Annotated in this window: 12 protein-coding genes; 6 read left to right on the top strand and 6 right to left on the bottom strand. The window is 72.6% G+C overall.

Annotated features, from left to right (window positions below):
• A complete protein-coding gene (locus ACFC79_RS00785; RefSeq protein WP_376233343.1) occupies positions 1–975 on the top strand; it encodes a DeoR/GlpR family DNA-binding transcription regulator in 975 nt (324 codons plus the stop codon).
• A 350-nt stretch (positions 976–1,325) separates the two neighbouring features.
• On the opposite strand, the gene ACFC79_RS00790 is transcribed toward ACFC79_RS00785, so the two are convergent.
• Both ACFC79_RS00790 and ACFC79_RS00795 read right to left on the bottom strand, forming a co-directional pair.
• Complete coding sequence (locus ACFC79_RS00790) at positions 1,326–1,925, bottom strand: TetR/AcrR family transcriptional regulator (protein ID WP_376233346.1); 600 nt, start codon at positions 1,923–1,925, stop codon at positions 1,326–1,328.
• 161 nt (positions 1,926–2,086) lie between these two features.
• Positions 2,087–3,853, bottom strand: a complete 1,767-nt coding sequence (locus ACFC79_RS00795; protein ID WP_376233349.1) for an acetyl/propionyl/methylcrotonyl-CoA carboxylase subunit alpha — start codon at positions 3,851–3,853, stop codon at positions 2,087–2,089.
• Positions 3,854–4,343: 490 nt separating this feature from the next.
• Here ACFC79_RS00795 and ACFC79_RS00800 point away from each other — a divergent pair, with 490 nt between their 5' ends.
• The gene (locus tag ACFC79_RS00800) at positions 4,344–4,823 is read left to right on the top strand and encodes a hypothetical protein (RefSeq protein WP_376233351.1); all 480 of its coding nucleotides are present in this window, start codon (positions 4,344–4,346) and stop codon (positions 4,821–4,823) included.
• Positions 4,824–5,001: 178 nt separating this feature from the next.
• Here ACFC79_RS00800 and ACFC79_RS00805 read toward each other — a convergent pair whose 3' ends face one another.
• The 4 genes from ACFC79_RS00805 to ACFC79_RS00820 form a co-directional block, all read right to left on the bottom strand.
• Complete coding sequence (locus tag ACFC79_RS00805) at positions 5,002–5,613, bottom strand: nucleoside triphosphate pyrophosphatase (RefSeq protein WP_376233353.1); 612 nt, start codon at positions 5,611–5,613, stop codon at positions 5,002–5,004.
• Between the two features lie 124 nt (positions 5,614–5,737).
• A complete protein-coding gene (gene mmpB / locus ACFC79_RS00810; protein ID WP_376233356.1) occupies positions 5,738–5,866 on the bottom strand; it encodes a morphogenic membrane protein MmpB in 129 nt (42 codons plus the stop codon).
• Between the two features lie 216 nt (positions 5,867–6,082).
• Positions 6,083–6,292 (bottom strand): acyl-CoA carboxylase epsilon subunit, encoded by a 210-nt coding sequence (locus tag ACFC79_RS00815; RefSeq protein WP_376233358.1) that lies wholly within the window; start codon positions 6,290–6,292, stop codon positions 6,083–6,085.
• Between the two features lie 14 nt (positions 6,293–6,306).
• Positions 6,307–7,899 carry an acyl-CoA carboxylase subunit beta gene (locus tag ACFC79_RS00820; protein WP_376233359.1) on the bottom strand — a complete coding sequence of 531 codons (1,593 nt, stop codon included), beginning with the start codon at positions 7,897–7,899 and terminating at the stop codon, positions 6,307–6,309.
• A 157-nt stretch (positions 7,900–8,056) separates the two neighbouring features.
• On the opposite strand from ACFC79_RS00820, the gene ACFC79_RS00825 reads away from it, so the two are divergent.
• The 4 genes from ACFC79_RS00825 (at position 8,057) to ACFC79_RS00840 (ending at position 12,914) form a co-directional block, all read left to right on the top strand.
• Entirely contained in the window at positions 8,057–8,923 is an 867-nt protein-coding gene (locus ACFC79_RS00825; RefSeq protein WP_376233362.1) for a biotin--[acetyl-CoA-carboxylase] ligase, read from the top strand.
• Positions 8,924–9,265: 342 nt separating this feature from the next.
• Positions 9,266–10,447, top strand: a complete 1,182-nt coding sequence (locus ACFC79_RS00830; protein ID WP_376233364.1) for an adenylate/guanylate cyclase domain-containing protein — start codon at positions 9,266–9,268, stop codon at positions 10,445–10,447.
• 402 nt (positions 10,448–10,849) lie between these two features.
• Entirely contained in the window at positions 10,850–11,662 is an 813-nt protein-coding gene (locus tag ACFC79_RS00835; RefSeq protein ID WP_376233365.1) for an enoyl-CoA hydratase/isomerase family protein, read from the top strand.
• A gap of 85 nt (positions 11,663–11,747) precedes the next feature.
• Entirely contained in the window at positions 11,748–12,914 is a 1,167-nt protein-coding gene (locus ACFC79_RS00840; protein ID WP_376233367.1) for a diguanylate cyclase domain-containing protein, read from the top strand.
• The last annotated feature ends 228 nt before the right edge of the window (positions 12,915–13,142 follow it).

Raw genomic sequence — 13,142 nt, forward strand, 5'->3', positions numbered from 1 at the left:
GTGTTCGCTGCAGAACGTCGTCAATTGATCCTCGAAATGGTGCGCGCCAACGGGGCGGTATCGCTTCGTGAGCTCGCCCGCGTCGTCCAGACCTCCGAAGTGACCGTACGGCGGGACGTGCGGGCGCTGGAGGCGGAAGGGCTCCTCGACCGTCGGCACGGCGGTGCGGTGCTGCCGGGTGGGTTCACGCGGGAGTCCGGTTTCCCGCAGAAGTCCCATCTCGCCACCGCCGAGAAGACGGCCATCGCCGACCTCGCCGCCGGACTCGTCGAGGAGGGCGAGGCCATCGTCGTGGGCGCCGGTACGACCACGCAGGAGCTGGCCCGCAGACTCGCGCGCGTCCCCGGCCTCACCGTCGTCACCAACTCCCTCCTGGTCGCCCAGGCGTTGGCCCATGCCAACCGGGTCGAAGTGGTGATGACCGGCGGCACCCTGCGCGGGTCGAACTACGCCCTGGTGGGCAGCGGGGCCGAGCAGTCCCTCCAGGGGCTGCGGGTCTCGCGCGCCTTCCTCTCCGGGAGCGGACTCACCGCGGAGCGCGGGCTGTCCACGTCCAACATGCTCTCGTCGAGCGTGGACCGGGCCCTGGTGCAGGCGGCGGCGGAAGTGGTGGTGCTGGCGGACCACACCAAGCTCGGTTCCGACACGATGTTCCAGACGGTGCCCACGGACCTCATCACCCGCCTGGTGACGGACGAGCCGCCCGCGCACGACGACCGGGCCGCCACCGAACTCCGGGCCCTGGCGGACCAGGGGGTGCAGATCGCGGTGGCCGGAGCGGGCGGCGGTCCGGCACCGGCCGAGGCGCCCCCGCCGGGTCGGCAGGCACGCCGTGAGATGCCGTTGCCCGGCCAGCGCCGCACCCGTGGCGGCGGCCCCGGGGCGCCGGGCCCGCAGCAACTGCGGGGAGCCGCCGTGCTGGCGGACCAGGGGCAGGGGGACCGGACAAGGGTGGCGGACCTGCGGCGCAGATAGCCGTCCGCCCGACGGACCGTCACCGGCCGCCCCGCGGCGGGCAACTCCGCCGCCCGCCGCCTCCCCCGCCCGGCTGCGGGGCCCGGTGCCTCGCGCGCTTGCCGTCGGGGCCCGGTGTTGTTCGTGCTTGCGTCCGGGGCCCGGCGCGACGAGTCCATCTCTGCCCGGTTCTCCGCACCCGGTACGACGGTTCACGACTACTCAGGACCCCTGAGCTGCCGCACTCGGCATGGCGGCTCCGACTGGTCCGGCCCCCTGAGCTGCCGCACTCGGCATGGCGGCTCCGGCCGGCCCGGGCCCCTGGCCCGCCGTGCGGGGCCCGCGCACCGGGCGCGACTACCGCGTACCCCTCAACCCGCCTCCGCGGCAGCCCCCTTCAGCCCCTGGAGGGTCAACGCCAGCAGCCTGCCCGCCAGTTCCGGATCGTCCGGCGACTGCTCCGACGCCAGCGCGATCGCGTTCGTCAGTTGCAGCAGGTCGTCGATGGACACGCCCGCCCGCACGGCCCCGCTCTCCTGTGCCCGCGCCAGCAGCACCGCGCCCGCCTCGCGCAGCGGCACATGGCACGGCGACAGTGCCGAACTCTCGTCCCGCGACGCCGACATGAGTGCCTGGGCCAGCCCGCGGTACTCGCCCGCATGCGTGATGATCGCGCCCAGCCACTCCACCAGGGCCCGGCATGGCTGCTCCGCCTCCGCGAGTTCGCGGGAACGGCAGATCAGGGCTTCCAGGGCCTCCTGGAAGACGGCGTTCATCAGGGCATGCCGACTCGGGAAGTGCCGGTACAGGGTGCCGATCCCGACGCCCGCGCGGCGCGCGACGTCCTCCAACGAGGCATCCGTGCCGTGTTCCGCGAAGGCGGTCCGTGCCTCACTCAGCAGTCGTTCGTAGTTGCGGCGCGCGTCGGCGCGCATGGGCCGGGACGGCGTCCGTGCCGTGCTCGTCACCATGGCGTGGCCTCCCTCTTCATCCGCCCCGGGTCCAGGATGCCATCGCACGTCCGGAGGATGCCTCCGCATCGAGCGACGCCGATCGCCGTCGGACGACGACCGGGGCCCTGCGGAGTCGTATCGACTCCGCAGGGCCCCGGTGAACGTCGGGTGCTGCTCGTTCAGTCCTTGATCTCGCAGATCACGGCGCCGGAGGAGATCGAGCTGCCGATCTCGGCGGAGAGGCCCTTGATGGTGCCTGCCCGGTGTGCGTTCAGGGGTTGTTCCATCTTCATGGCTTCGAGGACGACGACGAGGTCGCCTTCCTGGACCTGCTGGCCCTCTTCGACGGCGATCTTGACGATGGTGCCCTGCATGGGGGAGGCGAGGGTGTCGCCGGTGGCGGCCGGGCCGGACTTCTTCGCGGCGCGGCGTTTGGGCTTGGCGCCGGCGGCGAGTCCGGTGCGGGCCAGGCTCATGCCCAGGGACGAGGGGAGGGAGACTTCCAGGCGCTTGCCGCCGACCTCGACGACGACGGTCTCGCGGCCTGCTTCTTCCTCGGTGTCGGTGTCGGTGTCGGTGGGGGTGAAGGGGGTGATGGTGTTGACGAACTCGGTCTCGATCCAGCGGGTGTGGACCGTGAACGGGGTGTTGTCGGTGGGGGCGAAGGCGGGGTCGGTGACGACCGCGCGGTGGAAGGGGATGGCGGTGGCCATGCCTTCGACGGTGAATTCGGCGAGGGCGCGGGCCGCGCGTTGCAGGGCCTGCTCGCGGGTGGCGCCGGTGATGACGAGTTTGGCGAGGAGGGAGTCCCAGGCGGGGCCGATGACGCTGCCGGTCTCGACGCCGGTGTCCAGGCGGACACCGGGGCCGGTGGGCGGGGTGAAGGTGGTGACGGTGCCGGGGGCGGGCAGGAAGCCGCGGCCGGGGTCCTCGCCGTTGATGCGGAATTCGAAGGAGTGTCCGCGCAGTGCGGGGTCGTCGTAGCCGAGTTCCTCGCCGTCGGCGATGCGGAACATTTCGCGGACGAGGTCGAGGCCGGTGACTTCTTCGGTGACGGGGTGTTCGACCTGGAGGCGGGTGTTGACTTCGAGGAAGGAGATGGTGCCGTCGGTGCCGACGAGGAATTCGACGGTGCCGGCACCGACGTAGCCGGCTTCCTTGAGGATGGCCTTGGACGCGGCGTACAGCTCGGCGTTCTGTGCCGGGGAGAGGAAGGGGGCGGGGGCTTCCTCGACGAGTTTTTGGTGGCGGCGCTGGAGGGAGCAGTCGCGGGTGGAGACGACGACGACGTTGCCGTGCTGGTCGGCCAGGCACTGGGTCTCGACGTGGCGGGGTTTGTCGAGGTAGCGCTCGACGAAGCATTCGCCGCGGCCGAAGGCGGCGACGGCTTCGCGGACGGCGGAGTCGTACAGTTCGGGGATTTCTTCCAGGGTGCGGGCGACCTTGAGGCCGCGGCCGCCGCCGCCGAAGGCGGCCTTGATCGCGATCGGCAGTCCGTGTTCCCGGGCGAACGCGACGACCTCGGTGGAGTCCTTGACCGGGTCGGGGGTGCCGGCGACCAGGGGGGCGCCGGCGCGCTGGGCGATGTGGCGGGCGGCGACCTTGTCGCCGAGGTCGCGGATCGCGTGCGGGGGCGGGCCGATCCAGGTCAGGCCCGCGTCGATGACGGCCTGGGCGAACTCGGCGTTCTCCGACAGGAAGCCGTAGCCGGGGTGGATCGCGTCCGCGCCGGAGTCCTTCGCGGCCCGCAGTACCTTGGCCATGTCCAGGTAACTCGCGGCGGGGGTGTCACCGCCCAGGGCGAATGCCTCGTCGGCCGCGCGAACATGCAGAGCGTCACGGTCCGGGTCCGCGTAGACGGCCACGCTCCCGATCCCCGCATCCCGACACGCCCGAGCAACGCGGACAGCGATTTCGCCACGGTTGGCGATGAGCACCTTGCGCACGATGGCTCCCTCCTTGAAACAAGCTGAGTTTAGGGACAACCGACACGGCCCTACGACCCGTCCCCAATGGTGAGCTTGCCCACACGGAGTGTGATTCGAGGCTTGCTCAAGTCGCGAAATCCCTTGTGGCACCAAGGTACGCCGGGATTCATGACCGCACAGTAGCCGCAAGGTGTGGTCCAGGTCTCTGTTCGGGCAAGCAGCCGGACTCGGCGTTTCTTTGTGGAGTCCCCACTAATGGACGAACGATTCTTTGCCCGACGCGCGAGCGCTGCGGACGCGGGCGCGCGCGGGGAGCGCACGGGTGGGCCCCACGGACGGGGGACGGCGGGAACGGGCGTGGATCGGGGGCGGAACGAGTGGGGAACGGCAGAGGAACGGCGGTCTCGGTCGTGCGAAGCCTTGTCCCGGGCGTTACCGGTGAGTAGGGTCCGCGCTGTTGCATGTACTGCAGGTAACAGGCTGTCACACGTACTACCGGTAACAGGGGGTGGGCGCAGTGGTGCGCAGAACGGTGGCGTTCGTGGCCGCGCTCGTGCTCTTCGTGGAGGCCGCGGGCGTCGCGCTGGTGAACGTCGTCCTGGCGGAAGTGGTCAGGAACCAGGACATGTCGCTGGCCGGGCTGGAGCCCGCGGCCATGACCGGCGGCGCCTGGGTGATGGGCGGCATCCTCGGCCTCTGCCTGGTGCTGTGCGGGGTGGTGCTGCTGCTGGCCGGGGTGCGGGACCGGATACCCGGCCGGATCGGCCGCATCGCTCTCATCGTCTGTGCCGTGGGGCACGGGGTGCTCGGCGCGGTGGCGGTCGGTCCGGTCGGCTGGACCGCGTTCGCGTGTCTGATGGTGACGCTCGCACTGATCGTGCTGACCCTGGTGGCCTACGGCCCGGAGAAGGGTCGGCCCACGGGCGGTGGGCCCACGGGCGGCGGCCCCGCGCAGGAGTCCGGGCCGGCCGCACCGGCGGCGGCCTGACCGCGACGCCCGGAGCGCGGTGACGGCCCAGCCCCGGAGGGCGGTGAGCGGGGCCGAATCCGGCCCCGCGGCGCTCCGGGTGCTGCGGCGCCGGTGCTTCCAGGTGCCTGCGGTGCTTCGAGGGCCTGCCGTGTTCCGGGGCCGGTGGCGTTCCGGGGTTCCGCGGGTCGGCGGCGGCTCAGACCCAGAGATCGGTGACGGAGACCCCGAGCTCGCCCAGCAGGCGGCGCAGCAGCGGCAGCGAGAGCCCGATGACGTTGCCGTGGTCGCCCTCGATGGACTCGACGAACGGGGCCGAACGGCCGTCCAGGGTGAAGGCGCCCGCCACGTGCAGCGGCTCGCCGGAGGCCACGTAGGCGGCGACCTCGGCGTCCGTCGGCTCGCCGAAACGGACCGTCGTGGACGCGGTCGCCGAGGCGGTGCGCCCGGTCGTGGTGTCGATGACGCTGTGACCGGTCCGCAGCACGCCGGCCCGGCCGCGCATGGACTTCCAGCGGGCGGTGGCCTCCTCGGCGTCGGTCGGCTTGCCGAGCGCCTCGCCGTCGAGTTCCAGGACCGAATCGCATCCGATGACCAGCGCGCCCGCCGCCTCCGGGCGACCGGCCACCGCCGCGGCCTTCGCCTCGGCGAGCACCAGCGCCAGCTCGGCGGGCGTCGCCGCGCTCAGGGCGTCCTCGTCCACCCCGCTGACGACCACCTCGGGCGCGAATCCGGCCTGCCGCAGCAGACCGAGACGGGCGGGGGAGGCGGAGGCGAGCACGAGACGGCGCTGATCAGTCATACGCGCCATCGTAGAAGGGGCGGTGCGGCACCCGGCCCGGCAGGGCATCGGCCCGATCCGGCCGCCCGGCATGTCCCGGCCCCGGCGTGCACGTGGCCCCGGCGTGTTCCCCGGCCCCGGCGTGCCCGCGGTCTCAGCGTGTTCCGAGCACCAGCATCAGGACCACCATCGCGAGCGCGACCACCAGCCCCGCGCGCCGCATCATGTCCTGGGCGTCGCGCAATTCCTTCGGAGGCTTGTTCTCCGGGTCGGACCACAGCATGGACCGATCCTGCTGCGACGGCGGACACGGCGCCTGAGTACCCGTACTCAGGCGCCGTGACGCATACGGACCAGATCGCGCCGCGACGCGCCGGAGGCCCGGACCCCGGCGACCGCCGAGGACCCGGACCTCCGCCGACACGTATGGGCGAATGACCGTGCGAGCCGCCCGGACGGCTCGCGACCGTCCGGGGCCGCCACATCCGTGGGACAGCCCTCAGTCGGGCCAGTACGTCCGTGCCCAGGCGCGCGGTCCCGGTACCCGGCGCTCGCGGCGGGCGACGCGGGCCGGGTCGGACCAGTGCCCGAGCAGCGCCGGAGCCCCGGACGACCCGCCGGAGGCCGTCGCCGCGGCGCGAGCCCGTACCACCGCGAGCGCGGCGGCCAGCTCCTCCGGGGTCGGGTTGCCCCGTACGACCTTGATCATGGCCAGGGACCTTTCTAGAGGGGGATGTTGCCGTGCTTCCTCGGGGGCAGTGATTCCCGCTTCGTGCGCAGCTGACGCAGCCCCTTCACGATGTGGGCGCGGGTGTCGGACGGCATGATCACCGCGTCCACGTAGCCGCGCTCGGCCGCCACGTACGGGTTGAGCAGTGTGTCCTCGTAGTCGGTGATCAGCTCGGCGCGGGTCGCGTCCGCCTCGCGGGGATCGGTGATGGCGGCGAGGGTCCGGCGGTGCAGGATGTTCACCGCGCCCTGCGCGCCCATGACGGCGATCTGCGCGGTCGGCCAGGCGAGGTTGATGTCGGCGCCCAGGTGCTTGGAGCCCATCACGTCGTACGCGCCGCCGAACGCCTTGCGGGTGATCACCGTGATCAGCGGGACCGTCGCCTCCGCGTAGGCGTAGATCAGCTTGGCGCCGCGCCGGATGATGCCGCCGTACTCCTGGTCGACGCCGGGCAGGAAACCGGGCACGTCGACGAAGGTCAGGACGGGCACGTTGAACGCGTCGCAGGTACGGACGAACCGGGCCGCCTTCTCGCTCGCGTTGATGTCGAGGCAGCCCGCGAACTGCATCGGCTGGTTGGCGACGATGCCGACCGGATAGCCCTCGACCCGCCCGAAGCCGGTGATGATGTTCGGCGCGAACAGGGTCTGGGTCTCCAGGAACTCGCCGTCGTCCAGCACGTGCTCGATGGCGTGGTGCATGTCGTACGGCTGGTTCGCCGAGTCCGGGATGAGGGTGTCGAGCTCGCGGTCCTCGTCGGTGGTGGCGAGGTCCGCCTCCTCCGGGAAGGCCGGAGCCTCCGAGAGATTGTTCGAAGGCAGGTAAGACAGCAGCGACTTGACGTACTCGATGGCGTCCTTCTCGTCACCCGCCATGTGGTGCGCCACCCCGGAGGTGGTGTTGTGCGTGCGGGCGCCGCCGAGTTGCTCGAAGCCGACGTCCTCGCCGGTGACGGTCTTGATCACGTCGGGACCGGTGATGAACATGTGCGAGGTCTGGTCGACCATCACGGTGAAGTCGGTGATCGCGGGGGAGTAGACCGCGCCGCCCGCACACGGCCCGACGATCAGCGAGATCTGCGGGACGACACCCGAGGCGTGCACATTGCGGCGGAAGATCTCGGCGAACAGGCCCAGGGCGGCGACCCCTTCCTGGATACGCGCGCCGCCGCCGTCGTTGATGCCGATGATCGGGCAGCCGGTCTTCAGCGCGAAGTCCATCACCTTGACGATTTTCTCACCGTAGACCTCGCCGAGCGAGCCGCCGAAGATCGTGAAGTCCTGCGAATAGACGCAGACAGGACGGCCGTCGACCGTGCCGTAGCCGGTGACGACACCGTCCCCGTACGGCCGGTTCTTCTCGATGCCGAAATTGGTGGAGCGGTGCCGGGCGAATTCGTCGAGTTCCACGAAGGAACCCTCGTCGAGCAGCAGGTCGACCCGCTCCCGGGCGGTCAGCTTGCCCTTTGCGTGCTGCTTCTCGACCGCACGTGCGGAGCCCGCGTTCGTCGCCTCGTCGATACGGCGGCGCAGGTCCGCGATCTTGCCCGCGGTGGTGTGGATGTCGGTCTCTTCCGGCTCGGACATCGGGTGGCGGCTCCCTGCCTGGTCACGGGGGACGACTGTGCTGCTGATCAGGCCCGGAACACCGGACGGTCAGCTTCTGGCACACCTACTGATCCGTAGCGTATCGGCGCCGATACGGATCAGCAGTGCGTCGTTTACCACACCTAGTCTGGCTTGCATGACACCTTCGGATGCGTTTCACAGCCGCTGGTCGGACCTCGACCGGCCCCCCCTGAACGTCCCCGCGCTGCGCCGCGGGCTGCTGCGGCCGGGCGGACTGTGGACCTCGCTCGATGTCGTGGAGACCACCGGGTCCACCAATTCCGACCTCGCCGCGCGGGCGGCCTCGGGGCTCGCCGAGGGCGCTGTACTGGTCGCCGAGGAGCAGACCGCGGGCCGCGGCAGGCTCGACCGCACCTGGACGGCTCCGGCCCGTTCGGGGCTGTTCTTCTCCGTCTTCCTGAAGCCCGGCGACATCCCCGTCGACCGGTGGGGATGGCTGCCGCTGCTCACCGGCGTCGCCGTCGCGACCGGCCTGGCCCGCGCCGCGGGCGTCGACACCGCCCTGAAATGGCCCAACGACCTCCTGGTGACCGTGGCCGGTGAGGAACGCAAGGCGGGCGGCATCCTCGCCGAGCGTGCCGGGGACGGCGTCGTCATCGGCACCGGCGTCAACGTCACCCTCCGCGCCGCCGAACTCCCCGCCCCCACAGCCGGATCGCTCTCCCTGGCCGGAGCGGTCTCCACCGACCGCGAGACCCTGCTGCGCGGTGTGCTGCGCTCCCTGGAGGAGTGGTACGGGCGGTGGCGTGCCGCCGACGGCGACGCGGCGGCCGGCGGCCTCCAGGAGGCGTACGCGGCGGGCTGTGCGACGCTCGGTCGCACGGTACGGGCCCAGCTGCCCGGCGACCGCACGCTCGTCGGAGAGGCCGTGGCGATCGACAGCGGCGGCCGGCTGGTGCTGTCCACCGACGAGGGCCTGCGCGAACCTCTGTCCGCGGGCGACATCGTGCACCTGCGCGGATCCGGGGGCGGACTGACCTGACGCGGCCGGGACGGATTCGGGGCGGATTCGGGACGGGTTGCGGGCGCGGGGCAGGGGGCGGGCGCGGGTCGCGTTCCGCCGGGCCGTCCCGCCGGCCGTTCCGCCTCCCACCGGGCTCCGGCGTCCCCCGTGCTTCTCCGGCCCGTTGCGGCTCGTTCCGGCACCGTCCGGGGCCGACGGGGCTCCGGGGCGCACGGGGGGCGTACCAGGGATGTTGGGGGGCGCTCCGGCAGCGCTCCGGCCGGATCGCGGACGTGAGCCACGGCACACCTGCCGTATCGTTGAGGCGATCCACCGACAGATCGGCAGGGCAGTGCGCAGGGAACGGGCAGGAGGCGGCTGGTGACCGTCGGCGACACGACTTCCGGCGCGGGCGAGGAGCCCCCGTCGGGGCCCTCGGTCCACCCCACACCGCATCACGAAGTCGACCACACGGCGGAACCGAGCGACGACCCCCTCGCGATCCGCCTGGAACAGTTGATCCTCGGCGCCGACCGTCGCTACACGCCCTTCCAGGCGGCCCGCAGCGCGGGCGTCTCGATGGACCTCGCCTCGCGGTTCTGGCGGGCCATGGGCTTCGCCGACATCGGGCAGGCCCGCGCGCTCACCGAGGCCGACGTGCTGGCGCTGCGCCGCCTCGCCGGTCTCGTGGAGGCGGGGCTGCTCAGCGAGCCGATGGCGATCCAGGTCGCCCGGTCCACCGGGCAGACCACCGCCCGGCTGGCGGAGTGGCAGATCGACTCGTTCCTGGAAGGGCTGACCGAACCGCCCGAGCCCGGCATGACCCGGACCGAGGTCACCTACCCGCTGATCGAGCTGCTCCTGCCGGAGTTGCAGGAGTTCCTGGTGTACGTGTGGCGGCGCCAGCTCGCCGCCGCCACCGGGAGGGTCGTCCAGGCCGCCGACGACGAGGAGATGGTCGACCGGCGCCTGGCCGTCGGCTTCGCCGACCTCGTCGGGTTCACCCGGCTGACCCGGCGCCTGGAGGAGGAGGAGCTCGGCGAACTCGTCGAGGCATTCGAGACCACCTCCGCCGACCTGGTCGCCGCCCACGGGGGTCGGCTCATCAAGACCCTCGGCGACGAGGTCCTCTTCGCCGCCGACGACGCCGGTACGGCCGCCGAGATCGCTCTGCGCCTCATCGAGGTGATGACCCAGGACGAGACGATGCCCGCACTGCGCGTCGGCATCGCCTTCGGCACCGTCACCACACGCATGGGCGACGTCTTCGGTACGACGGTGAACCTCGCCAGTCGGCTGACCTCGATAGCGCCGAAGAACGCCGTGCTGGTGGACGGCGCGTTCGCGGAGGAACTGACGCGCACCGGCGATGCCCCGGCCTCCGAGGCGCAGGCCGCCGAGGCGGCCGCGGCGGCCGAGAAGGACCGCCGGGAGGGCCTGGAGCCGAAGCCCCTGCCGAGGTACCGCTACGGACTGCAGCCCATGTGGCAGCGGCCGGTGCGCGGCCTCGGGGTCGTGGAGCCCTGGCTGCTGGCCCGCCGCGCCACGCCGGGTACGTCCTGAGGCGCGTGCGCCGGGCCACTCCGCTCCACCACTCCGCCGCGCCACGCCGGGTACGTCCTGAGGCGCGTCCGCCGGGCCACTCCGCTCCACCACTCCGCCGCGCCACGCCGGGTACGTCCTGAGGCGCGTGCGGCGAGGCGTTCCCCGTGTGTCCTGAGGCGCCCGTGCGTCGAGCGTCCCTGGCGTGTTCTGAGCCGCGTCCGTCGGGATGCCGCGCATTCGGCGGGTGGGTCCGTCCGGTAGCGGGCCCGCCGTGACCCGCCCGGTACGTCCGGCCCCGCCGCAGCGGGCTCCGGCGCCGCCTCGCACCGTCCGAGGGGGCCGTGCCACCGCACCCGGGACCGGCGTCCCGGGCCCCATAGGATCCCTCCGGAAACGATCGTTAACCGGAGGAGTGAAGTCATGACCGTCACGTCCGAGCAGCGGTTCGGGGAGTACGTCGTGGTGCGGGTCCACGAGGGGCAGGAGCACGTGGCCGAACTGGTCCTCGACCGGCCGAAGGCGATGAACGCGGTGTCCACGGACATGGCCCGCTCGATCGCCGCCGCCTGTGCCGCGCTCGCCGCCGACCCGGCCGTGCGGGCCGCCGTCCTCACCTCCAGCCATGAGCGGGCCTTCTGCGTGGGCGCCGACCTGAAGGAACGGAACTCCTTCACCGACGCCGAACTGCTGCGCCAGCGCCCCACCGCCCGCGCCGCGTACACCGGGGTGCTGGAGCTGCCGATGCCGACCATCGCGGCGGTGCACGGTTTCGCGCTCGGCGGCGGTTTCGAGCTGGCCCTGTCCTGCGACCTGATCGTCGCCGACCGCACCGCCGTGGTGGGCCTGCCCGAGGTGTCGGTCGGTGTCATCCCCGGCGGGGGCGGTACGCAGTTGCTGCCGCGGCGGGTCGGGGCGGCGCGGGCGGCGGAGCTGGTCTTCACGGCCCGGCGGGTGGAGGCGGCCGAGGCGCACGACACCGGCCTCGTCGACGAGCTGGTGGAGGCGGGGCGGGACCGCGAGGCCGCGCTCGCGCTCGCCGGCCGGATCGCCGCCAACTCCCCGGTCGGGCTGCGGGCGGCCAAGCGGGCCCTGCGAGTCGGGCACGGTCTCGATCTGCGGACGGGGCTGGAGGTCGAGGACGCCGCGTGGCGCTCGGTGGCCTTCTCCGGCGACCGGGCCGAGGGCGTCGCCGCGTTCAACGAGAAGAGGAAGCCGAACTGGCCCGGTGAGTAACGTTGCGCGTTCAAAGGGACACGCAGTGAATAATTTAGACGCCTCAAACTGATCAAATCACCACAAATCTACATAAGCTGTAGTGATGGGTGGTGAGGATGCACGGCTGCGGGCCGTGGTTTCGCTTGCGCAGGCGATGGCGGCGGCGCACACCCCGCGGGGGTCGTGGCGAGCGGCCGCGCTGGGTGCGTGCGAGGCGCTGGGCGGCTCCTTCGCCGCGCTCTCCGTGTGGGAGCGCGGACGGGGGCGGCTGCGGGTGCTGGTGAACGCCGGCGAACGGGCTGTGGGGGAGGAGGAGTTCCCCGAGGAGGAGGCGTACCCCGTGTACCGGTTCCCGGAGATCACCGAGTTCCTGCACGAACGGTGGGCCGCCGGGGGCGAGCCCGACGCCTGGGTGGAGATCGACGACACCTCGGCGGGCGACGCCCCGGGCGCGGGGGAGCGCGGGTACGGGGGCGGCTACTCCCATCAGCGGGTGGCCGCACTGCGCCGGCGCGGACGGGGCTGCTGCGTGATCGCGCCGATCGTGCTGCACGGGCGGGCCTGGGGCGAGCTGTACGTGGCCCGCCCGGCGGGGCAGCCGGTGTTCGGACGCGAGGACGCGGACTTCGCCACCGTGCTCGCCGCCGTCGTCGCGGCCGGGATCTCCCAGGCCGAGCGGCTCGAAGAGGTCCGCAGGCTCGCCTTCACCGACCCGCTGACCGGGCTGGCCAACCGGCGCGCGGTCGACATGCGGCTCGACGAGGCGATCGAACGGCACCGGGCGGACGGGGCGGTGGTCAGCCTGGTGGTCTGCGACCTCAACGGCCTCAAGCGGGTCAACGACACGCACGGCCACGCCGTCGGCGACCGCCTGCTGGAACGTTTCGGCTCGGTGCTGTCCCGCTGCGGTGCGATGCTCCCCGGCGCCCTCGCGGCCCGACTCGGCGGAGACGAGTTCTGTCTTCTCGCGGTGGGCCCGGAGGAGGACGACGTGATCCGTGTCGCAACCGAACTCTGCGACCGGGCGGCCGAGTTGGAGTTGGGCGACGGGGTGGCGTGCGGGATCGCCTCCACCGGTGACCCGATCGGGCAGCCGACGGTCTCGGCGCGGCGACTGTTCCGGCTCGCGGATGCGGCCCAGTACCGGGCGAAGGCGGCGCGCTCGACGGGGCCGGTGGTGGCGGGGCGTGACGGCGAGGCGCTGCGGCTGGCCGACGCCCCGCCCCGATTCGCGCACGACCGTCGGCATCTGCGCGGCAGCAGGCTCTGACCCCGAGGTCGGTCCGGACCTCGCAGATGGTCCGGTGGGCGGTGCGGCCGGGTGGTCCGCGATCGGTCCGGCGATCGGTCCGGCGGGCGGCGATGATCGGTCCGATGGGCGGTGTGACCGGTGGTGCGGCCTGCCGGCCGGGCGGTGCGGTGATCGGTCCGGCGGGTGGCGCGACCGGTGGTGCGGCCGGGCGCGACGGCCCCGCCCTCCCGTCCCGCCCCGTTGCGG

Origin of the sequence: Streptomyces sp. NPDC056061 (assembly GCF_042266885.1) — a bacterium.
Lineage (GTDB): Bacteria > Actinomycetota > Actinomycetes > Streptomycetales > Streptomycetaceae > Streptomyces.

Bases quoted from the DNA above. Each gene is read 5' to 3' on its own strand.
- mmpB (WP_376233356.1), bottom strand. From the start codon at position 5,866: ATGCTGTGGTCCGACCCGGAGAACAAGCCTCCGAAGGAATTGCGCGAC.
- ACFC79_RS00820 (WP_376233359.1), bottom strand. From the start codon at position 7,899: ATGTCCGAGCCGGAAGAGACCGACATCCACACCACCGCGGGCAAGATC.
- ACFC79_RS00790 (WP_376233346.1), bottom strand. From the start codon at position 1,925: ATGGTGACGAGCACGGCACGGACGCCGTCCCGGCCCATGCGCGCCGAC.
- ACFC79_RS00805 (WP_376233353.1), bottom strand. From the start codon at position 5,613: ATGGCGCGTATGACTGATCAGCGCCGTCTCGTGCTCGCCTCCGCCTCC.
- ACFC79_RS00840 (WP_376233367.1), top strand. From the start codon at position 11,748: ATGGGTGGTGAGGATGCACGGCTGCGGGCCGTGGTTTCGCTTGCGCAG.
- ACFC79_RS00825 (WP_376233362.1), top strand. From the start codon at position 8,057: ATGACACCTTCGGATGCGTTTCACAGCCGCTGGTCGGACCTCGACCGG.
- ACFC79_RS00835 (WP_376233365.1), top strand. From the start codon at position 10,850: ATGACCGTCACGTCCGAGCAGCGGTTCGGGGAGTACGTCGTGGTGCGG.
- ACFC79_RS00815 (WP_376233358.1), bottom strand. From the start codon at position 6,292: ATGATCAAGGTCGTACGGGGCAACCCGACCCCGGAGGAGCTGGCCGCC.